Annotated in this window: 22 protein-coding genes; 14 read left to right on the forward strand and 8 right to left on the reverse strand. The window is 69.9% G+C overall.

Annotated features, from left to right (window positions below; all coding sequences use genetic code 11):
• The first annotated feature begins 110 nt into the window (after positions 1 to 110).
• The 3 genes from ACTMTF_RS43095 (at position 111) to ACTMTF_RS43105 (ending at position 3432) form a co-directional block, all read left to right on the forward strand.
• On the forward strand, positions 111 to 1562 hold the full coding sequence (locus ACTMTF_RS43095; protein WP_441115887.1) for an ABC transporter substrate-binding protein: 1452 nt from the start codon (positions 111 to 113) through the stop codon (positions 1560 to 1562).
• A gap of 9 nt (positions 1563 to 1571) precedes the next feature.
• Complete coding sequence (locus ACTMTF_RS43100) at positions 1572 to 3047, forward strand: sulfatase-like hydrolase/transferase (protein ID WP_441115888.1); 1476 nt, start codon at positions 1572 to 1574, stop codon at positions 3045 to 3047.
• A gap of 241 nt (positions 3048 to 3288) precedes the next feature.
• Entirely contained in the window at positions 3289 to 3432 is a 144-nt protein-coding gene (locus tag ACTMTF_RS43105) for a hypothetical protein (protein WP_441115889.1), read from the forward strand.
• 155 nt (positions 3433 to 3587) lie between these two features.
• Here ACTMTF_RS43105 and ACTMTF_RS43110 read toward each other — a convergent pair whose 3' ends face one another.
• The 4 genes from ACTMTF_RS43110 to ACTMTF_RS43125 form a co-directional block, all read right to left on the reverse strand.
• Complete coding sequence (locus ACTMTF_RS43110; protein WP_441115890.1) at positions 3588 to 3920, reverse strand: MFS transporter; 333 nt, start codon at positions 3918 to 3920, stop codon at positions 3588 to 3590.
• Entirely contained in the window at positions 3917 to 4243 is a 327-nt protein-coding gene (locus tag ACTMTF_RS43115) for a hypothetical protein (RefSeq protein WP_441115891.1), read from the reverse strand. The genes ACTMTF_RS43110 and ACTMTF_RS43115 overlap by 4 nt, the downstream gene beginning before the upstream one ends.
• A gap of 164 nt (positions 4244 to 4407) precedes the next feature.
• Positions 4408 to 4590 carry a DUF6009 family protein gene (locus ACTMTF_RS43120; protein WP_441115892.1) on the reverse strand — a complete coding sequence of 61 codons (183 nt, stop codon included), beginning with the start codon at positions 4588 to 4590 and terminating at the stop codon, positions 4408 to 4410.
• A gap of 338 nt (positions 4591 to 4928) precedes the next feature.
• The gene (locus tag ACTMTF_RS43125) at positions 4929 to 6515 is read right to left on the reverse strand and encodes a golvesin C-terminal-like domain-containing protein (RefSeq protein ID WP_441115893.1); all 1587 of its coding nucleotides are present in this window, start codon (positions 6513 to 6515) and stop codon (positions 4929 to 4931) included.
• A 124-nt stretch (positions 6516 to 6639) separates the two neighbouring features.
• Between ACTMTF_RS43125 and ACTMTF_RS43130 the strand changes: the two genes are divergently transcribed.
• On the forward strand, positions 6640 to 7449 hold the full coding sequence (locus ACTMTF_RS43130) for an IclR family transcriptional regulator (protein ID WP_441115894.1): 810 nt from the start codon (positions 6640 to 6642) through the stop codon (positions 7447 to 7449).
• On the opposite strand, the gene ACTMTF_RS43135 is transcribed toward ACTMTF_RS43130, so the two are convergent.
• From ACTMTF_RS43135 to ACTMTF_RS43150, 4 genes are read right to left on the reverse strand one after another with little or no spacing between them, the layout of a single operon-like run.
• Complete coding sequence (locus ACTMTF_RS43135) at positions 7379 to 8032, reverse strand: YesL family protein (protein ID WP_441115895.1); 654 nt, start codon at positions 8030 to 8032, stop codon at positions 7379 to 7381. The two genes, ACTMTF_RS43130 and ACTMTF_RS43135, sit on opposite strands and share 71 nt — an antisense overlap.
• On the reverse strand, positions 8025 to 8747 hold the full coding sequence (locus ACTMTF_RS43140) for an SDR family NAD(P)-dependent oxidoreductase (RefSeq protein ID WP_441115896.1): 723 nt from the start codon (positions 8745 to 8747) through the stop codon (positions 8025 to 8027). The genes ACTMTF_RS43135 and ACTMTF_RS43140 overlap by 8 nt, the downstream gene beginning before the upstream one ends.
• Positions 8744 to 9874 (reverse strand): mandelate racemase/muconate lactonizing enzyme family protein, encoded by a 1131-nt coding sequence (locus ACTMTF_RS43145; RefSeq protein ID WP_441115897.1) that lies wholly within the window; start codon positions 9872 to 9874, stop codon positions 8744 to 8746. Before ACTMTF_RS43145 ends, ACTMTF_RS43140 begins: the two co-directional genes overlap by 4 nt.
• Positions 9871 to 10737, reverse strand: coding sequence for a dihydrodipicolinate synthase family protein (locus ACTMTF_RS43150; protein WP_441115898.1), 867 nt, complete (start codon positions 10735 to 10737; stop codon positions 9871 to 9873). The genes ACTMTF_RS43145 and ACTMTF_RS43150 overlap by 4 nt, the downstream gene beginning before the upstream one ends.
• A 136-nt stretch (positions 10738 to 10873) precedes the next feature.
• On the opposite strand from ACTMTF_RS43150, the gene ACTMTF_RS43155 reads away from it, so the two are divergent.
• The 10 genes from ACTMTF_RS43155 to ACTMTF_RS43200 all read left to right on the forward strand — a co-directional run.
• Complete coding sequence (locus tag ACTMTF_RS43155; RefSeq protein WP_441115899.1) at positions 10874 to 11653, forward strand: IclR family transcriptional regulator; 780 nt, start codon at positions 10874 to 10876, stop codon at positions 11651 to 11653.
• A complete protein-coding gene (locus ACTMTF_RS43160; protein ID WP_441115900.1) occupies positions 11650 to 13095 on the forward strand; it encodes an ABC transporter substrate-binding protein in 1446 nt (481 codons plus the stop codon). Before ACTMTF_RS43155 ends, ACTMTF_RS43160 begins: the two co-directional genes overlap by 4 nt.
• Entirely contained in the window at positions 13092 to 13985 is an 894-nt protein-coding gene (locus ACTMTF_RS43165; RefSeq protein WP_441115901.1) for a carbohydrate ABC transporter permease, read from the forward strand. Before ACTMTF_RS43160 ends, ACTMTF_RS43165 begins: the two co-directional genes overlap by 4 nt.
• Entirely contained in the window at positions 13982 to 14803 is an 822-nt protein-coding gene (locus tag ACTMTF_RS43170; RefSeq protein ID WP_441115902.1) for a carbohydrate ABC transporter permease, read from the forward strand. The genes ACTMTF_RS43165 and ACTMTF_RS43170 overlap by 4 nt, the downstream gene beginning before the upstream one ends.
• A complete protein-coding gene (locus ACTMTF_RS43175; protein WP_441115903.1) occupies positions 14787 to 15644 on the forward strand; it encodes an SMP-30/gluconolactonase/LRE family protein in 858 nt (285 codons plus the stop codon). The genes ACTMTF_RS43170 and ACTMTF_RS43175 overlap by 17 nt, the downstream gene beginning before the upstream one ends.
• The gene (locus ACTMTF_RS43180) at positions 15641 to 16759 is read left to right on the forward strand and encodes a mandelate racemase/muconate lactonizing enzyme family protein (RefSeq protein ID WP_441115904.1); all 1119 of its coding nucleotides are present in this window, start codon (positions 15641 to 15643) and stop codon (positions 16757 to 16759) included. Before ACTMTF_RS43175 ends, ACTMTF_RS43180 begins: the two co-directional genes overlap by 4 nt.
• A gap of 7 nt (positions 16760 to 16766) precedes the next feature.
• A complete protein-coding gene (locus ACTMTF_RS43185; protein ID WP_441115905.1) occupies positions 16767 to 17510 on the forward strand; it encodes an NAD-dependent epimerase/dehydratase family protein in 744 nt (247 codons plus the stop codon).
• A 2-nt stretch (positions 17511 to 17512) separates the two neighbouring features.
• Complete coding sequence (locus tag ACTMTF_RS43190) at positions 17513 to 18457, forward strand: sugar kinase (RefSeq protein WP_441115906.1); 945 nt, start codon at positions 17513 to 17515, stop codon at positions 18455 to 18457.
• Positions 18454 to 19077, forward strand: a complete 624-nt coding sequence (locus ACTMTF_RS43195) for a bifunctional 4-hydroxy-2-oxoglutarate aldolase/2-dehydro-3-deoxy-phosphogluconate aldolase (RefSeq protein WP_441115907.1) — start codon at positions 18454 to 18456, stop codon at positions 19075 to 19077. Before ACTMTF_RS43190 ends, ACTMTF_RS43195 begins: the two co-directional genes overlap by 4 nt.
• A gap of 591 nt (positions 19078 to 19668) precedes the next feature.
• The coding region (locus ACTMTF_RS43200; protein WP_441115908.1) for a hypothetical protein at positions 19669 to 19944 on the forward strand (276 nt) is incomplete at its 3' end.

Consider the following 19944-nt stretch of genomic DNA (forward strand, 5'->3'; position numbering starts at 1 on the left):
GTAGTGAAGAGTCTTGCCGCGCGGCATGCCGCGTGGCAAGAATGAATTTGCCACGCGGCAACATTTTTTTACGACACCTTCACGGGCCGCGCGGTTGAAAGGCAGGACCGATGACCGCGATGACTCGGCGAGGGTTCCTCGCCGCGGCGGGTGCCCTGACGGCCGTGGCCGCGACCAGTGCGTGCGGTGGGAGCGACAGTGCTGGTGGTGGTAACTCGCTGACCTGGTGGGACCACCAGAACCAGCTCCAGTCGGCGAAGAAGGAAATCTTCGCCCAGTTCGCCAAGAGCCCCGGCGGCGCCCCCGTCCAGTACACGTACTACAACCCCGCGAAGCTGGGCCAGGCGCTGCAACTGGCCAAACAGAGCAACCAGCTCCCCGACCTGCGCAGCAACGCCGGGCTCACGCTGCCCGCCGCGGCGCTCGTCGCCGCCGGATGGTCGCAGCCGCTGGAGCTCAGCGCCGAGGCGAAGGCCCGGGTCCAGGACTCGCTCATCGAGGGCCTGCACCTGTTCGACGGCAAGATCTACGCCTTCCCCATCTTCAGCCACCAGACCTACTCCGCGGTGACGTGGTTCAACAAGGAGCTGGTCGCGCGTGCCGGGCTGGATCCGGAGGCGCCGCCGAAGACGTACGACGAGTTCCGGGCCGCGGCGCGCGCGGTGCAGAGCAAGGGCAGCGGCCAGACGTACGGCTGGGTGTGGAACATCGGAATGCCGATACGGCTGGCCGAGCAGGTCAACGACCTGGCGCAGGCGGCCGGGTTCGCCGGGGCCGGCGGCGTCCGCTACGACAACGGCGAGTTCGCCTTCCACTCCGACGAGTACCTCGACGTGATCGAGTTCCTGGTCTCGCTGAGCCGGGACAAGGTGCTGGTGCCCGGGGCGAACTCCTGGCTGGACGACGTGGCCCGAGCCCGGTGGACGGCCGGGATCGCGGCGTACTACTTCGACGGCCCCTGGTGCCCCGGCGTGGCACTGAAGGCGACGCCCGACTTCGCGGACAAGCTCGGCGTGGGACCGATCCTGACGCCGGAGGCCGGTACCGACGTGGCCACCTACCATGTGCCGCAGCCCGGGGACTACTGGTTGTCCTCGACGAGCAAGAACGCCGCGCTGGCGAGCAAGCTGCTGAGCGAGCACTTCACCACGGAGGAGTACTCGCGCCGGGTCGCCGACACCATGTCGCAGCCGCCGCGCGACATCTCCGTCGTCGACCAGTCCCAGGCGCACCCTGCCTACAAGAAGCTGATCGGCTGGTTCAAGGAGAGCGTCTTTCTGGCCCCCGAGCCGATCGCCGGCAACAAGGACCTCCAGCAGGTGCAGATCGCCACCAAACCGGTCACCCCCACCTTCGGGGACATCGTGCAGGGCGCGCTCACCGGCGACGTCACCGACGTGCGCGCGGCGCTGACCAAGCTGTCCAGCGACAGCGCCAGGCAGCGCGACGCGGCGATCGCGGCGGCCAAGGCCAAGGGCGCGCAGGTCAGCCTGGACGACTACGCCTTCCCCAACTGGAAGCCGCGGACGGACTACACCAAGCCGATGTACGCCGAGCGCTGACGGAGCACCGTGAACCGACCCAACATCGTGCTGATCATGACCGATCAGCAGCGGGCCGACTGGACGGCCGCGAGCGGCTTCCCTCTGGACACCATGCCCTTCCTCGACGGGCTGATGGGCAGCGGGACGCGGTTCCGGCGGGCGTACACCACCTCGCCGCTGTGCGTGCCTGCCCGGATCAGCCTGCTCACCGGGCGCTACCCGTCCGCGCACCGCGTCCGACAGAACAGCGCCGCCCGGCACGTGCTGCGCGGGGCCGACCTGGTGGACGTACTCCGCGACGCCGGGTACGCGCTGCACCTGGCGGGCAAGACGCACTTCCACCGCGAGCGGGCCGACTTCGACACGTTCGCGGCACCGTACTGGCATGATCGCGGCCCGGACGGCGCGGCGACGCCCGAGCAGGCCCGTTTCGAGCGGTGGCTGGCCGAGCTGGACCACTCGGTCGGGCACGAGCCGACGCCGTTCCCGGTGGAGTGCCAGTTCCCGTACCGGATCGTGGACGGCGCGATCGACGCCATCGATCGGACCCCCGCCGACCGGTCGTTCTTCACCTGGTTGTCGTTTCCCGAACCGCACAACCCGTACCAGGTGCCGGAGCCGTACTTCAGCCTGTTCGCCCCCGAAGAGATGCCGGAACGGCTCGCAGGCCCTGAAGGCGCCGCGCGCAAGGGCGGCATGTACGCCTGGCTGCGCGAGCTGATCGAGGAGAAACGGCCCGGCTACGACGCCGAGTGGCGGCGCTACCGCGCCAACTACTGCGGCATGCTGCGGCTCATCGACGACCAGCTCCGCCGGTTCTTCACTCACCTGCGTGAGACCGGGCGGGACACGGATACGCTGGTGTTCTTCATGGCCGACCACGGCGACTACGTCGGCGACTACGGCTTGCAGCGCAAGGGCGCCGGCATGCCCGAGTGCCTGATGCGCATCCCGTTCGCCATGGCCGGGCCGGGCGTGCGGTCTTCGGTCAACCGCACCGACTTCGTCTCGCTCGCCGATCTGTTACCGACGATCTGCGACGCCCTCGACGCCGAGATCCCGCTCGGCGTCCAGGGCCGCAGCCTGTGGCCCCTGCTCACCGGCGCTCAGTACCCGGCCGAGGAGTTCGCCACCGGGTACGGCGAACGCGGGTTCGGCGGGCTGTCCTACGGCGTCGACGAGCGCCCTCCGCTGCACTTCCCGTACGAAGGCCGCACCTTCGACGAGCTCAACACCGTCACCCAGGCCGGCACGACGGTGATGCTCCGGCGCGAGCGCTGGAAGCTGCTCCTGGACGAGCGCGGCGTCGGCGAGCTCTACGACCTGGAGGCCGACCCGGCGGAGCTGGACAACCGGTACGACGATCCGGCGCTCGCCGAGATCCGCGCCGCCCTCACGACCGACCTCGCCCGCTGGATGATCCGCGTCCGGGACGACCTGCCGGAGGCGGCGTACTCCCTCAAACGCGCGCCACACAACTGGCACGCCCCGGAAGGGAGGTAGCTCCCGAGCCGCGCAGGCCGGCCAGTCCTCGGCCCGCTCCGCCACCGCGGCCCGCAGCGGGCTGAGGCCGAGGCCAAGTTGGAGGTGCAGATTGAAGACCAGGCCGAACCCGGAGATGGCGGCGAAGTAGATCGTCCCGGTGACGATGCCGCCGAGGAAGGCTCGCTTGCGGAACAGGCCGGGCATGATCAGCGGGTCACCGCCACCACGGTGCTTGCGCACCTCGTGCCATCCGAAGGCGGTGAACACCGCGACGGAGGCCGCCATCATCGCAAAAGTCCAGGCGGGCCAGTCCGTACTCGCGGCCCTGAACCAGCGGGAAGATCAGCAGCAGTGCTCCGCAGGAGGCGAGGACCGCGCCGGGCAGATCGAGCCGAACTTCTGAGACCGGTCGGCCTGCGGGCAGGAACGCGACGCGGCGATGAGGACCGCCAGGCCGATGGGCAGGTTGATCCCTGGGCGGGGAAGACCTCTTTCAGCATGCCGAGCCCTTGGGGGATCATGCAGGCCCCGAACCCTGCATCGCGCGAGCGGCGATCACTATCTCCGGCCCGGTCGCGATCGCGCACAGGAGGGAGCCGGCCATGAACCGCCGGCACCGATGAGGAACATGCGTTTTCGACCGGCGATGTCGCCCGGCCTGCCGCCGACCAGCAGGCCGGCGGTCATGGCCAGAGTGTAGGCCACCCCGAGCCATTGAATCAGGGAGGCGCCGCCGCCGAGGTCGGCCCGGATGGTGGGGCCGGCGATGCTGGTGACGGTGGAGTCCAGCATTTCCATCACCGAGCCAGTGAGGATCGCCGCCAGAGCCGGCCACCGCCACCGGTAGGGCGTGGGCTGTGTCGCCGGCGGCGTCAGGGTGTCGGTCGTCAAAGGGGTTCCCATACTGTGCGGAGGCGGGCGTCCCGTTCGAGGGGAGGGGACGCCCAGGCAGGTCGGTGATGGTCAGCGGAAGCCGGCGAGGTGGTCGCGGGCCCATTCGGCGTAGCTGCGCGGGGGTGTCCGGTGGCCTGCTCCACGTCCGGCCAGACCCGCATCAGCGCCGACCAGTCCTGGTCGGCGTAGTCGTCGTCGCCGGTCGCGGCGTCGCCGCTGTACTCGACGAAGCCCAGTATCAGGTCGGCCGACGCGGCGGCGAACCCTCCTTGCGCCTTCATCAGCTCACGGGCGCGCTCGCGGTGGATGGTGCTCGCCACGCACGCGGGGCTGCAGAACCGGCGCCGCCGCGGCGCTGGGCGCGGCAGCAGGTTCGGGCACGAGCGCCAGGCGCAGCGTCGCCTGCTCACCCTCCCGGTTGTACGCCCCTTCTGGCCGCCGCCTCCACTCTCGGCGCTACATGCATACAGACGTCACGGCTGAGCTATCTGCCGGCCTCGGAGCGCCCGCGCGCCCTGATGGTGACATAGCCCTCCTGGCCGGGGGCAACCGTGCGCGGGTCGACGGCTTCGGTGGGGCAGTCATGGGCGTAGATGCCGCTCGGGTCTTCGGAGCGGTATGGGGTTTGACCCAGAAGACGCGCCGCAGGAAGCCTCGAGGCGGCCATTCGGGCTTGGTGGCCGGGTCGCGAGGATGGCGGAGCCGATGGTGCGCCCTTCGGACGCGGTGGGGCAGCGGAGGTATCCCATGCGCGCCGTGCCCGTCACGCCGATGCGGGCAGTCGCCCCGCGAGGAGCTCCTCGGAGCGTCGGGGGCGGATCGCCGAATCCCAAGCCCCCGCGCCAGAGCTACCAAACGCCTGACGCTCATCAGAATGGTCGGCCGAGCCCATGACCGTCCTCTACCTGGTCGTAGATCGGACTCCAGAAGGGAAGGAAGTAACTCATAGCCGACCTTTTGGTCGGTGCAGACGGGAAGTGTAACCGCCCAACCTGGGGTTCCTCATCAGCCGGTCCCGGTGCGCACGAGTTTGACGGCGTCGGCACGGATGCAGCCCGCGCCGTCGCGCGCGAGGTCGAAGGTGAACTCCTGTCCCGCTGATGCGTCGGTCTGGCCGAGCGGGACCCAGTCGGCGCCGGGGGTGCTGAAGTCGATTCGGCGTTCGGCCACGTGCACTCCATCGCGGCTCAGCCTCACCCGCGACTGGATGTCTCCGCCCTCCGCGCCCGTCCGGTAGATGGAGGCCGTGTACCGGCCGGCGGCCTGCGCCTTCACCTTCCAGCTCGCGGCGGCTCCGAGGTCGCAGGAATGCCGCGAGGTCAGCGCGCCGAAGCCCGGCAGAGACGACTTCGCCCAGCCCGGGCCGCTCTCGGTGTACCCGGTGGGGTTGTCGTTGTCGCCGTAGGAATCCTTCTCATAGAAGCGGAAGTAGTCGAAGGCGACGGTGGCGGGGAGTTGGTTGACGTCGGGGTAGTCGTTGTAGGCGACCGCCGTGAGCCACACCTTCATCGGGTCGTGGACGAAGGGGCCGGCCGGGTAGGCCAGGTAGGAGCGCTGCCTGCCGTCGACGAAGAACCTGACGCCCGCCTCGTCGTACTCGTAGCCGAAGACGTGCCAGCCCTGGGACAGATCGCTGCCCACGTCGTACCAGCCGCTGGTCACCTGCCGTCGCGGCGCGCGGTGGTCGAAGACGTTGTGGATCACTCGGCTCGGGTTGATCGAGTCGATCTCGAAGCCGTCGATCTCGGCAAGCTGGCATCGGTGGACGCCGTCGGCGCCGCCGCACATGGACCAGAAGGCAGGGTGCCAGCCTGGTCCCTTGTTGATCCGGACCCGGGTCTCGTAGTAGCCGTAGCGCATGAGGCTCTTGGAGACCAGGCCGCCGCCGGTGAAGAGCTTGCCGCGGTCGGTCTCCGCCTTCAGGTCGATGACGGCGGCGCCCAGATTGGGGTCGAAGCGGACATTGGCTGCCCGCTGGGAGCTGTTGCCCCTGACATCGGTGCGCGGGTCCCATGGGCCGTTCGCCCAGTCGATGGGCTTGGTGAACTCATCGGCGAAGGCCAGCCGGTAGCCGCCGAGGTCGGGGCCGTTGCGCGGTGGCGGGTTGATCGGTCCGCCCCGGCGCAGCCGCACGGCGTAGGTGCGCGCGTACTCGTCCAACGGCTCGGCGGGGGTGGCATCGGGTCCTGCGGTGAGCTTCACCGTGACGGCCTGTCCCGCCGTCGCGGACACCGAACCGAGGCGGCGCCAGTAGCCGCCGCCCTCGCGCTGGTCGACGACGTACGTGCCGCCGCCCGGGGTGACCGTGTACTCGGCGTTGCGAGCGCTGGTGTGGAAGGGCGGGTACCACACGTCGACCTGGTAGGCGCCCGTCCTGGGCGCGTTCAGCGTCCAGGTGGCGGTGTCGCCCGCTTTGTTGGTGTAGCGGGCCTGACCGCCGGCGAACCCCGACAGCGCGCCGGGCAGCCACGTGCCCGATTCCTGGTATTCCGTGTCAAACACGGTCTTGACCAGGGTCTGCGGCGCAGCGCTGGCGGGCAGGGCGCTGGTGGCCGTCAGAGAGAGACAGACCATGAGGCGAAGGAAGGACATCGACACTCCTCTCAGATTGAAAACCTGTATAACAGATGTTTCATCCATATGACAGAGGCATCATCGCCATCGTCATCATCTACAATGTGGATGACAATTCCGCGATTTGGGACAGGGGAAGATCATGGTGGCCCGCGTTTCCGCTCGTGAATCCGCAGGCGGCACCCAGAGTGTCGAGCGCGCGCTCTCCCTGCTGTCGGCCTTCACCGAGGAGTACCCCGCCCGCCGCGTCTCCGAGCTCGTCGCCGTCACCGGGCTGGGCCAGTCAACGGTGTCACGCCTGGTGGGAGCGCTTGTCGCCTTGGGCTACCTGGCTCACGACGAGCGCAGCGGTCTCTACTCCGTCGGGCCGACGGTGATCACCCTGGCCGGTATCGGACTCAACCACACGCCGGTGCACCAGCAGTCGCGCCAGGCGGCCCAGAGCCTCGCAGGAGCCCTGGGCCTGGGCGTCAACGTGGCGGAACGCCACGGTTCCAGCCTGTTCTACCTGTGCCATTTCGAAGGCCCGAGCGCCCCCCGGCCCACGACACTGATCGGCCGTGGCGGGCCGCTGCACGCTACGGGCATGGGCAAGGCGCTGATCAGCGAGCTGCCGACGGACGAGATTCGCGCGCTGATCGGCTCCGCCTACGCCCGCTACACCCCGCACACGATCCCCGATCTCAAGGGGCTGACGGCGGTGCTGGAGGAGGTCCGGCAGCGCGGATACGCCACCGAGATCGAGGAGCTGGCGTTCGGCCGCGCCTGCCTGGCCGCGCCGATCAGGGACAGGACCGGCCACATCGTCGCCGCCCTGTCGGTCTCGGGCCCGCTGTCGGCCATGAACCTCGCGCAGCGTCAGGACGAGCTGGCGATGACGGTCATCGAATACGCGGACCAGATCTCCTCCGGACTCGGCTACCACGCGAAGGTGACGGGTCTGACGGGTTGAGCGCAGCCTGGGCGGCCAGGGTGCCCAGCAGGGCGGGCAGCGCCGGGACGAGCAAGGGTAGTGCGGCAGGCGTCGTGGCCCACGCGCCCGCGAGGAGGACGGCGACGAGCAGCGCCACGCCCAGTGTCGGCACCGGACGCTTCCACGCGACCTTCAGCGTGATCCGCCAGGCCCTGATCGGCGTCAGGTCCAGATGCGCGAGTACGGCAGGCAGTTGCAGCAGCGTGGCGAGGTAGAGGACCAGCGCGACGGCGCAGCCGTACACCATGGGGGTTCCACGGGCGGCCAGCAAGTAGAAAACGAGCACCCAGACGGTCAGCAGCGGTACACCGAGGGTGAGTTGCGAGGACAGCAGGTGCGCCCGCCACTGCGCCCAGAAGTCACGCCACATCCGGGGCGTGCGGCCGAGCAGGTAGGCGCGCTGGAGCGCGTACAGGGCGTAGGTGCTGGGTCCGAGCCCGCCGACCACCAGTCCGGCCAGCACGCCCAGCATCCACAGCAGGTTCAGCCCGACCAGCCGCGCCGGCCAGTCGAGCCACCCGTACAGGCGGCCGAAACGCCCGCCGATCTCCACCTCAGCCATCGTCGTCCAGTCTGGCTCTGAGGTCGGCGCGGGCGAAGGCTGCGGGCGAGGCGATCGACAGGCCACCGTCGACCGGCAGCACCACCCCGGTGATCCCGGAGGCGGCGGGTCCCGCGAGGAAGGCGACCGCCTCGGCCACCTCGGCCGCGGTGATGGTGCGGCGTATCGGGTAGCCGCCATGACTGCCGGGCAGTGCCGCACCGCCGACCATCCCCGGGGCGACGGAGTTCACCCGCACGCCCCTGCCCGCGAAGTCCAGCGCCAGCTGGCGGACCAGCGCGTCGACCCCGCCCTTGGCAGCGGCGTACGCGGCCACCCAGGGAGCGGCCAGAAACGCGTTCACTGACGACACCGCGACGATCGCGCCGCCGTCGCTTAGGTGCGGTAGGGCAGCCCGAGCGGTGAAGAAGAACGTGTCGAGGCATCCAGCGAACGCGGCGCGCCACTGGGCGTCGGTGGTGCGGTCGGCGCGGGCGATGGGCATCACACCCGCCGCGGGAACCAGCACGTCGAGGCCGCCCAGCACGTCGACAGCCTTGGCGACCGCGGCAGCCGCCTGCGCAGAGTCGGCGCAGTCGGCCACCAGGTCGGCGGCCAGCAGGTCGTGCTCCGACTTCTCCAGCGAGACACCCACCACCCGCGCGCCACCGGAGGCGAAGCGTTCGGCGATCGCCCGCCCGATGGGCGTGGAGGCTCCGACCAGCAGCACCCTCACGTGGCCACCAGCTTCTCGACCTCAGCGACGTCCACTTCGACCCCGAGGCCGGGGCCCTGGGGGAGGGCCATGCCCGTCGGGGTCGGTTCGAGCGGTGTGGCCAGGATGCGGTTGGCCTCGGCGAACAGCGTCGGGTGGTACTCGAAGGAGAGCAGGTTGCCCGCCGCGGCGCTCACGTGCAGCCCTGCGGCCACCGCGATGCCCAGCCCAGCCGAATGGTGCGGCGCCACCGGGAGGTGGTGCGTCTCGGCGTACTGCGCGATGGCCAGCCCCTCGGTGATGCCGGTGCGCCCGATGTCGGGCTGGAGCACGCCCACGGCCCGTGCCTCGACGTACGGGCGGAACTCGAAGCGGTGCCGCATGCTCTCCCCTGTGGCCACCGGAATGTCCAGCCGGGCGGCCAGGTCGGCATGCCCCGCCACGTCCTCGAAGGCCAGCGGCATCTCGAAGAACCAGGCGTCCAGCTCCACCAGCGCGCGACCCAGTCGCATCGCGTCCGCCAGGCCATACACGCCGTGCACGTCCACCGCCACCCGAAGATCATCATGTACGGCACACAGCGCGGCGACGCTGGCGATGTCGGCCCGCACCCCGTAGCCGAGCCCGACCTTCACCTGCCGCACCCCGCGCGCCACCCAGTCGCGGGCCTGTGCCACGCGTTCGGCGTCGTTCCTGCCGGGCAGCCCGGACACGTAAGTGGGCACGAAGTCGCGGTAGGCGCCGCCCAGAAGTTGCACGACCGGTTGCCCTGTCAGCTTGCCCGCCAGGTCCCACAGCGCGATGTCCACCGCCGCGAGCGCGTCGGCCTGGTGCCCGCCGAGGTGGCCGCGCTCGCGCATGAGGTCACGCAACCTGTCGACGATGGGCCGTACGGCGAGCGGATTCGTGCCGTTGAGCACCGGTGTGAATAGCTGCGACACGACCCGCGCGGGGACCTCGGGAGCCACCGGCGCCAAGGCCTCGCCCCAGCCGACCGTGCCGTCGTCGGCCACGATGCGCACGACCAGGGTCTCGCGGCGGCTGCCGTAGATGCTCAGCCACGGCGGCGCGGTGCGGTAGGTCCGCGGCGCGCCGTCCTGTCCGGGCAGTGAGAGCGGGTAGACGTCCACGCGCTCGATGGTGGTCATACCAGGACCTCCAGAATCTCGTCGACAAGGGCGGTGCCCGCCGCGTCCAGCGGCTTGGCGGGGGAGCGCACGATCGCGTGGTCGATGATGCCCCGCCGTACCAGCACATGCTTGTGCACCGCCCAGGCGATGCCCGGCTGCAGCCCGTGGACGATGAGCGGCAGCAGTCGCGCGAACGCCTGGCGCGCCTGACCCTGCCTGCCCGCGTTCCAGTCGGCCAGGATCGGCGCGAGCAGGTCGGGGAACTCGCACGCGGGCATCGTGCCGACCGCTCCGCGCGCGTACTCCTCCAGGACGAACTGCGCGTTCATCCCGCCGAGAACGGCCAGGTCCCCACCGCTGACGGCGCCTACCTTGGGCACCGTGGGCGGCGATTCGATCTTCACCGAGGTGACGCCGGGCACCTTGCCCAGCTCGACGAGCAACGCGGGCGACATCGCGACGCCGGTGATGCCGGGCGCGTCCTGCACCATCACCTCGCATCCCACGGCGCCGAGCTCACCGTAGAAGTCAAGAAGCTGGTCGGGCCCCGGTTTCACCATGAACGGCGGCAGCACCATAAGGGCGTCTGCGCCGATCGCCTCGCGGGCCTGTTCGAGCGCCGTGACCGTCGAGGTGCCGTTGACCCCGGCGACCACCGGGACCTGCCCGCCGACCGTCTCAGTGACGTCGGCCAGGATGGTCCGCCGCTCGGCCGCGGTCAGGGCGAAGCCCTCGCTGGCCATGCCGAACACGGCCACGCCGTCAACGCCCGAGGCGAGCTGGAACTCCACCAGCCTGCGCAGGCTCGGCCGGTCGAGTGACCCGTCCGGGAGGAAGGGGGTGGCCAGGATCGGGACCAGGCCGTGAACGGTATGGCTCATGCGCTACAGGGCTCCTCGGCATCACGAATCGGCATCGAGCATCCACTCAAGGATTGACGATATGCAACATATGCGTAACCTTCCCACATAGTGCATGAAACGTTCAAGATTCGGAGGGGCGTTGGCATCCCAGAGCGTGGAGAAGGTCGCAACGATCCTGTCCGCCTTCGTTGGCGGCCATCCGCTGCGCGTCTCCGACGTCGCCAGGCACGCCGGTCTCGGCCAGTCCACGGCCTCCAGGCTGCTGGCCACGCTGGAGTCGCTGGAGTACGTCGAGCGTGACCCGGTCAGCTCCCTGTACCGGCTCGGGCCAGGATTGATCACGCTGGCCGGCATCGCGATCAACCAGAATCCCGTCCACCGGCAGGCTCGGCAGGCGGCCCAGAACCTGGCAGCGCTGCTGGGCCTGGGCGTTAACGTCGCCGAGCGCCGCCATGAGTCGCTGTTCTACCTGTGCAACTTCGAGGGCAGGCTCGCGCCCAAGTCGTTCGCGCTGATGGGCCAGCGCAAACCCCTGCACGCCACCGGCCTGGGCAAATGCCTGCTGCTTGGCCTGGCCCCTGCCCAGCGCCGTGCTCTGCTGCCAGAACTGCCGCGCTACACGCCGTTCACCGTCACGACGCACGACGAACTCGACCGCGTCCTCGACGAGGCGGCACGGCGCGGCTACGCCATCGAGACCGAGGAGTTGGCGCTGGGGCGCGCGTGTGTCGCGGCCCCGATCCTCGACCACTCAGGCCTGGTGACGGCGGCCATCTCGATCTCCGGCCCACTGTCCACGCTGGACCTCGCCGACCGTGAGGCCGCGCTGGCCAGCGCCGCCATCGAGATCGCCGACTCGATCAGCGTCGGCCTCGGCTACGTCGGTCCGCCGCACGCACCATTCCCCCCACCCGCGAAGGAGCTCCACCCATGACCGGTACACGACGCGCTCTGCGCTGGGCGGCGGCCGCTTCGGCGCTCGCGCTGAGCACCACCGCCTGCAGCCTCATCGGCGCGGGGGGCGAGGAAGCCGCCTCATCTGGTTCGAAGGTCACCGTCACCGTGGCGCTGGTCCCCGACCCTCCGGGCGCCAGCGCGTTCTACCGCAAGCAGTTCGACGCCTTCCAGGCCGCCAACCCCGGCATCACCGTCAAGGTCGTGGAGAACCCCAGCGCCCAGCAGCTCAGCGCCATTGAACTGATGTTCCAGCAGGGCAAGGCGCCCGACGTGTTCCGCGCCCAGGACAACGGCATGGACCGGATGCTGGAGCGGGGGTGGGTGGCGCCGCTCGACCAGTACGTCACGCCCGAGTTCCTCAGCCGCTTCCCCGAGGGCTCCATGGAGCCCGCCTCCTCAGGGCTGCACCACGACGGCAAGCTGATGAGCCTGCCGCTGGTGTGGGGCAAGTGGTCGGCACTGCGGGTCTTCCTCTACAACAAGGCCGTGCTGAAGGAGAGCGGCTTCGACGCCCCGCCCAAGACCTGGTCGGAGCTGGAGAAGATGACCGCGGCCATCACGAAGAAGGGCGGCGGCAAGGTCTTCGGCTACGCCCCCCAGTCGGCCAAGGCGCTTGCGGTGGAGATGCTGGCCAACACCGCCGTCCCCTACTCCGTCACCGGGCACGGCATCGACTTCCGCACGGGCAAGGCGGCCACAGCGGATCCCGGGCTGGTCGAGGCTGTGGAGCTGCATCGCAGGATGCAGACGGCCAAGGTGATGATGCCCGGCTGGGAGAGTTGGGACGGCAACCGGGCGTTCACCGAGTTCGCCGCCGGACGGCTGGCCATGTACGCCACCCCGCCGTGGAACGTCGCCGAGATCCGCAAGCTCAACCCCCAGATCGAGATGGGCGTCTCGGCGATCCCCGTCCCTGACGCGGGTCGCGGCGCCTACACCGCCCTGCCGCAGGCCTTCGGCCCGCTGTGGGGCATGTCGGCCCAGTCCAAGCACCCGAAGGAGACGTGGAAGGTGATGGACTTCCTGGCCTCCAAGTCGTTCCACGAGGCCTACTACGCTCAGTTCGGCACGTTCACCGCGCTGGAGAGCGCCTGGCTGGACAAGGCGGCGCAGAACCCCGACCAGAAGGCGATCCTCGACGTCGCCGACGAGACGCTGCGTCTGGCGCCCAACCCCAAGCTCGTCACCAAGGGCGGGCTGGCGATCCTGGCCGCCCGCGAAGCCAAGCCCGAGCTGCGCCACATCGACGCCGCCGTCGCCGCCATCGTGGAGGACAAGCCGTTCCTGCCGATCGCCGAGGAGATCGACAAGAAGATCGAGGCGCTGATCGACGAGGTCGTCGCGACGGGCAAGGCCACCAGGAAGGACATCACCTTCCCCAGCTGGAACCCGCTCGAGCCGTACAAGCAGACCCCATGAGGAAGCACGCCTGGAGCTACGCCTTCCTCGTCCCGATGGTGCTGCTGTTCGGCGCGTTCACCATCTGGCCGATGATCGCGAGCTGGTGGTACGCCTTCTTCGACTGGGACGGCGTGGGCGCCGCGACCGACTGGGTGGGCCTGGCCAACTTCGGCGAGGTGCTCGGAAACGAGATGTTCTGGCAGTCGTTCTGGCACTCCTTCCTGTTCTCCGTGGTCGCCATCTGCGTAGAGATGCCGCTGGCGCTGCTGTTCGCGATCCTGCTGAACAACCGGCGCCTGCGCGGCCGCAATCTGTACCGGCTCGCGCTCTTCCTGCCCGTCGTGGCCACGACGGCGGTCATCGGCATCGTCTTCGCGGTGCTGTTCGACCCGGCGGGCGGGTTCGTCAACACCATCCTCACGACGCTCGGGCTGGTCGACGCGCCGGTCAACTTCCTCGGCTCACCCACCACCGCGCTGCCCACCCTCATGGGCATCGACCTGTGGAAGGGCTTCGGCATCACCCTCATCTACTGGCTCGCCGCCCTCCAGACCGTCCCGCAGAGCATCTACGAAGCCGCCAGGATCGACGGCGCCGGCCCAGGGCAGACCCTGCGTCATGTGACGCTACCCATGCTGACGCCCATCGCGATCGTCATCCTGCTGCTGGTCTTCCAGCGCAGCCTCAACACCTTCGACCTGGTGCAGGCCACCACGCAGGGCGGCCCGGTCTTCTCCACCGACGTGGTGCCCACCTACATCTACCGTTACGCCTTTGACCCGTTCATCCAGGCTCCGAGGTACGGCTTCGCCTGCGCTGCGGGCGTGGTCTTCGGCCTGCTGACCCTGGCCATCACGCTGATGCAGGCTCCGCTGCTGCGCAGCCGATACAAGGTGAGTGCGGCGTGAAGCACCGGATCAAGCTCTGGCACCTGTTCCTCATCCCGTTCTGCCTGGTCTGGGTCTACCCGTTCATCTGGATGATCTCGGCGGCCTTCAAGTCGCAGCGCGAGATGCTGCTCGGCGGCCTGTCGATCATCCCCGAGGACTGGACGTGGGAGAACTTCTCGCGCGCCTGGACCACCGCGCGGTTCGGCGACTACACGATGAACACCATCACCTACTCGGTCACGGTCGTCGTGCTGGTCGTGCTCGTCTCCGCGCTGGCCGGATACGCCCTGGCCCGCAAGGGCCTGCCGGGCAAGAAGGTGCTGGTCGGCGTCCTGGTGGTGACGATGTTCATCCCGCACGGCTACACGATCATCCCGACGTTCCTGCTGGTGAACGGGCTCGGCCTGAACAACGGCCTGCTCGGCGCCACCCTCGCGCAGGCGGGACCCGCCCTGGTGGTGCCCGTCCTGCTGTTCATGGGGTTCTTCGGCGGGATACCGAAGGAGCTGGAGGAGGCGGCCAGGGTGGACGGAGCCGGGTATCCCAGGACGTTCTTCCGCATCATGCTGCCGCTGGCCAAGCCGGTGATCGGCACGGTGGCGCTGATGCAGTTCATCAGCGCGTGGAACGCGTTCTTCATCCCGCTGGTGTTCACACTGGGCCGTCCCGACCTGCGCACGCTCGGCGTGGGCATGTACAACTTCTTCGGTCAGAACTCCACCGACTGGACGGGCCTGGCCGCTGGCGCATGCGTCGCGGTCATCCCGATCATCGTGGTGTTCCTGTTTCTGCAGCGCACTTTCGTCGAGGGGATCGCCGGTGCGGTCAAGAGCTGACGCCGTCTCCGCGTGCGCCTACGAGCAAGGCGAGGCGCCCAGGCTCGACCCGCGTACCGGCGAGGTGCTGTGGGTCGACATCAAGGCGGGCACTGTGCACCGGGCGCGGCTGGAGTCGGGTTTCCTGCGGGTCGTCGCCGACTACCAGGTGGGCGCGCGGGTCGGTGCTCTGGCGCCGTTGCGTGAACCGGGGGCGGGGTGGGTGCTTGCCGTACAGGATGGTTTCGCCCATCTGGCGCAGGACGGGCGCGTCACCCCGATCGCGTCCGGTCTGGTCGCGGGAGGCCACCAGATGAACGACGGCGTCTGCGATCCGGGCGGAAGATTCTGGGCGGGCTCGCAGGCGCTCCCGCGCGAGCCGTCCGCGGCGCTGTTCAGGCTCGCGGCGGACGGCTCGGTCGAGCGGGTGCTGGAGTCGGTCACCGTCTCCAACGGCATCGGGTTCACCGCAGACGGCGCCACCATGTACTACATCGACACGCTCCCGCACCGCCGGCTGGAGGCCTTCGACGTGGTCGGCGGGGAGCTGACCGGGCGGCGCGTGGTCGCCGACGTCGCCGGAGGCAACCCCGACGGCCTGGCCGTCGACGACGAGGGCTGTGTCTGGGTCGCGGTGTGGGACGCGGCGGCCGTGCGCCGATACGCGCCCGACGGGCGGCTGCTCGCCACCGTCGAGTTGCCGGTTCCGCGCCCGACCGCGATCTGCTTCGCGGGCAGCACACTGCTGATCACCACCGCGTGGCTGGGCCTGGACCCCGTGCCAGAGGGCAGCGGGAGAGTGTACGCGATGGACGCCGGAGTCAGCGGCCCACCCGCCGCCGCGTGGGCGGGCACGCCATGAGGATCACCGAGATCGAACCGCTGCCCTTCGGATCCTTCTTCCTCGTCGTCGTGCACACCGACGAAGGGCTGCACGGACTCGGCGAGATCGGCATGCGATCTCGGCCGGAGACTATTCGCGGGGCGCTGTGCGACATGGCCGGCCTGGTTGTCGGCCAGGACGCCACTCGGATCGAGCACCTGTGGCAGCTCATGCACCGCGGCGGCTTCTTCCCCGCGGGCTCCGACGTCGGGGCGGCCGTCGCGGCCGTGGACATCGCGCTGTGGGACCTGCGAGGCAAGGCACTCGGGGCGCCGCTGTACGACCTGCTGGGCGGCAGGTCGCGCGCCCACGTGCCCGCCTACGTCCATCTGCCCGGCGAGGAGCTGCCCGAGCTCGTCGACAACGCGCGCGGGCTGCTTGAGCGCGGCTGGACGCACCTGCGCATCGGCTTGGACGACCGGCCCGGCCAGGTGTTCGAGCCCAGGCGCGCGGTCCGGCGCACCCTCACAGTGCTGCACGGGCTTCGCGAGGAGTTCGGCGACGAGGTCGAGCTCCTGGTCGACGTGCACACCAGGCTTGACCCCGCCGATGCGCTCTGGTTCTGCCGCGAGGTCGAGGCGGCGCGGCCGTACTTCGTGGAGGATCCGCTGCGCGCCGAGGCCCTCGGGTCTTACCGGATGCTCCGCGCGCGCACCGGCGTGCCGCTGGCGGCGGGGGAGCAGCTCACCAGCAAGTGGGAATTCAGGTCGCTGATCGAGGGTGACCTGGTTGACCACGCGCGCATCGACCTGGCCAACACCGGTCTCACCGAGGGCCGCAAGATCGCGGCCATGTGCGAGGCCCACCACATCCGGGTGGCCACCCACAACCCGCTCGGCCCCGTCTGCACGGCCGCCTCAGCGCACCTCAACCTGAGCCTGCCCAACGTCAGCCTCCAGGAGCAGGCCAAGCCGTACGGCTGGGACGACCTGGTCCTGGTGGGCCCGCGCGTCGGAAACGGCGCGGTGGTCCCCTCCGACCTGCCCGGTCTTGGCGTGGAGGTCGATCTGCCCGCCGCTCGGCGTTCCGCGCCGACGGGGATGGGGCCGCCGCCGCGCTTCAGGCGCGACGACGGATCGTTCACGAACTGGTGAGGTGTCTGTGACCACCGTACTGATCACCGGCGCCGCCGGAAACGTGGCCGGCCAGCTCCGGCCCGGGCTGGAGGGGCTCGACCTGCGGGTGACCGACCGGCGTGCCGTACCAGGCTGGGGTCCTGCCGAGGTCGTCACGGGCGACCTGGCCGATCCGGCGTTCGCGGCGCGCGCGGTCGACGGCGTGGACACGGTGATCCACCTGGCCGCCAACCCCGTCCCCTCCGCCCTGTGGGCCGACCTGCGCGGTCCGAACGTCGGCGCGGCCGCCACCCTGCTCGACGCCGCCGCGGCCGCGGGCGTCGCCAAGGTGGTCCTGGCCACGTCGATCCACGTCGCGGGCGGCCACGTCAGGGCGGGCAAGGTGATCGTCGAACCGTCGTGGCAGGCCAGGCCGTGCTGCCGGTACGGCGCCACCAAGGCCTTCGCCGAGGCGTACGGCTACGCGGCCGCGGCGACGAGCGGCACCTCAGTCCTGTGCCTGCGGTTGGGCCTGTGCCTGCCCGCTCCCACCACGACCGGCAACCTGGCCGAGTGGCTCGCACCCGCCGACCTGCGGCGGCTGGTGCGCGGCGCGCTGGCGGCCGAGGTGCGCTACGGCGTCTACTTCGGGGTCTCGGCGAATACGCGCCGCCTGTTCGACCTCGGCAACGCCCGTGAGGAGCTCGGCTACGAGCCCGTGCTCGACTCCGAGCTGTTCGCCCACACCGTGCGGACCGGCCCGCCCGGCCTGTGCGCCGTGAAGGAGTGATCGTGACAGACGTGGTGACCTGCGGAGAGGTCATGCTGCTGATGGTGGCCGAGCCGGGAGTGCCCTTGGCTCGGGCCAGGAGCTTTCGCCCCTCGATCGCCGGGGCGGAGGGCAACGTCGCGGTCGGACTGGCCAGGCTGGGGCACTCCGTGCGGTGGCTGGGCAGGGTCGGCGCGGACCCCGCAGGGGAGAGCGTCATGGCGGAGCTACGGGCTGAGGGCATCGATCTCAGCCACGCGGAGGTGGACTCCGGCCGGCCCACCGGCCTGCTGGTGCGCGACAGCCATCCCGCCCGCGCCATCGACGTGATGTATCACCGGGCAGGATCCGCGGCCGCCCATCTCGCACCGGACTGGCCGGCGCCGGCGGTGCTCTCCGGCGCGCGTCTGCTGCACCTGACGGGCATCACGCCGATGCTCTCCGAGCAGGCCGCGTCGGCGACGGGACGGCTACTTCGCCTGGCCAGGCAGCAGGGCCTCACCGTGTCCTTCGACCCCAACATCCGCTACAAGCTCGGCGACGCGGCGCGCTGGCGCCACGTCGTGGGTCCGCTCCTGAACCAGGCCGACCTGGTGCTGAGCGGCGCCGACGAGCTGGAGGTCCTGACCGGCCTGCCGCGTGCCGAGTCCGTGTCCTCCCTACTGGAGTCCGGCGTCGGCACTGTGGTAGTAAAAAATGCCGACAAATCGGCTAATGCAGTGACGGCGAGCGGCGACTGGACGCGAGCCGCGTTCGACGTCCCCGTCACCGATCCGGTCGGGGCGGGCGACGCCTTCGCCGCAGGATTCCTGTCGGCGACGCTGCGCGGTCTGGCCCCCTCACAGGCGCTGACCCACGGTGCGGCGGTGGCGGCCATGGTGGTCCAATCGGTCACGGACGTCGAAGGGCTGCCTACCTCCGGGCAGTTGTCCCGATTCATTACCGGCGGGGAGGCAATACACCGATGAGGTATCGCTGGGAGATCATGAGCCAGATCACCGAGCAGCGGGTGATCGGCATCGTCAGGACCGCGACACCGGTGCAGGCGGTCGAGACCGTGCGCGACATGCTGGCCGCCGGGCTGCGGGTGGTCGAGGTGGCGCTGACTACCCCCGACGCGCTCAGGGCGATACGCGAGATCGCTGGGAGCGTGTCCGGGGACGCGCTGATCGGGGCCGGTACCGTGCTCGACGCGGCTGCTGCTCGCGCGGCGATCGAGGCGGGAGCCCGTTTCCTGGTCTCGCCCAGCCTGCACGCCGACGTCATCCAGACCGGTCATCGCCACGGGGTGGCGGTGATACCCGGCGTGGCCACACCCACCGAGATCGTGCGTGGCCTGGAGCTGGGCGCGGACGCGCTCAAGCTCTTCCCCGCCTCGGGCTGGTCACCCTCGTGGCTGCGGGACGTACGCGCCGCCCTTCCCCAGGCGCCGCTCGTCCCCACCGGCGGCATCAGCGTGGACAGCGCGCCCGATTGGATCGCGGCGGGTGCGGTCGCCTGCGGCATGGGCTCGGCGCTGACCTCGGGCGGGCCCTCGGAGGCGAGCGGCAGGGTGGCCCGCCTGCTCGCCGCGATCCATGCCCGTTAAGTGCGCCTCCGGGGTGGTCGGCCACCACGAGTCCGGGTCACCGCTCATGCACTGCCGGTGCGGCTGCCCGGGCTGCGGTTCACTCCGGCAGGGAGCGCGGTCCGTGTCACGCGGGGCTCGACGTATCCCGCGTATCCGGCGGGCCATCACCCCGGCGACCGGGTCGGGTATCGGGCGAACTTCCGCTTCAGCGGCTCCCGCACGGCTGAGAAGACCGCCGCACTGCTGAGCTCAGTCGGTGGTACGTATGACTCCGATGCCCTGCGCGAGGCGGGCCGCCACCAGGATGTCTCCGAGTCGCTCGGCGAGGGGTCCTGAGTCCGTCACAGTGCCGCATCTCGCACCATGCAAGTCTCAGCAGCAGGGCAGGCCCGCTCTTGCGTGAGAACGACCTCTCAGCGCCCAGGTCCTGATGCTTCCCTGATGTCGCCCGCGGCCGGATCCGAGACGCGGAAGGTGCGCCGGTACGCCGATGGGGCGACCCTGCGGGTGCCGAGAATTCATCCGTGCAGGTCGCAGCACTGTCTGGCGATCATGCAATTCGCGTCTGGAGGTCGCGGGGTCACACCGGGAACGGGATGATGATCTATCGTGCTGCTGCGCCTGGCCTACCTGGCCGTCACGGACACCTTCTCGTTCATGCGGTTCCTACCGATGGCCGATCGTGACAAGGAGATCGAGATCCTGGCGCTCCGGCATCAGCTGATGGTCTTACAGCGGCAGGTGGCCAAACCTCTATTCACTCCGGAGGACCGATTTCTGCTCTCAGGACTGCTCCACCGTCTGCCCGTGGACAAGCTGCGGCAGTTGGTGCTGCTGGTCCGCCCGGACACTCTCATGCGCTGGCATCGCGACCTGCTCAGGCGT

Source organism: Nonomuraea sp. ZG12, from assembly GCF_052068115.1.
Lineage (GTDB): Bacteria > Actinomycetota > Actinomycetes > Streptosporangiales > Streptosporangiaceae > Nonomuraea.

Bases quoted from the DNA above. Each gene is read 5' to 3' on its own strand.
- ACTMTF_RS43150 (WP_441115898.1), bottom strand. From the start codon at position 10,737: ATGAGCCATACCGTTCACGGCCTGGTCCCGATCCTGGCCACCCCCTTC.
- ACTMTF_RS43130 (WP_441115894.1), top strand. From the start codon at position 6,640: ATGGTGGCCCGCGTTTCCGCTCGTGAATCCGCAGGCGGCACCCAGAGT.
- ACTMTF_RS43095 (WP_441115887.1), top strand. From the start codon at position 111: ATGACCGCGATGACTCGGCGAGGGTTCCTCGCCGCGGCGGGTGCCCTG.
- ACTMTF_RS43125 (WP_441115893.1), bottom strand. From the start codon at position 6,515: ATGTCCTTCCTTCGCCTCATGGTCTGTCTCTCTCTGACGGCCACCAGC.
- ACTMTF_RS43120 (WP_441115892.1), bottom strand. From the start codon at position 4,590: ATGGCCGCCTCGAGGCTTCCTGCGGCGCGTCTTCTGGGTCAAACCCCA.
- ACTMTF_RS43145 (WP_441115897.1), bottom strand. From the start codon at position 9,874: ATGACCACCATCGAGCGCGTGGACGTCTACCCGCTCTCACTGCCCGGA.
- ACTMTF_RS43195 (WP_441115907.1), top strand. From the start codon at position 18,454: ATGAGGTATCGCTGGGAGATCATGAGCCAGATCACCGAGCAGCGGGTG.
- ACTMTF_RS43160 (WP_441115900.1), top strand. From the start codon at position 11,650: ATGACCGGTACACGACGCGCTCTGCGCTGGGCGGCGGCCGCTTCGGCG.
- ACTMTF_RS43135 (WP_441115895.1), bottom strand. From the start codon at position 8,032: ATGGCTGAGGTGGAGATCGGCGGGCGTTTCGGCCGCCTGTACGGGTGG.
- ACTMTF_RS43180 (WP_441115904.1), top strand. From the start codon at position 15,641: ATGAGGATCACCGAGATCGAACCGCTGCCCTTCGGATCCTTCTTCCTC.
- ACTMTF_RS43165 (WP_441115901.1), top strand. From the start codon at position 13,092: ATGAGGAAGCACGCCTGGAGCTACGCCTTCCTCGTCCCGATGGTGCTG.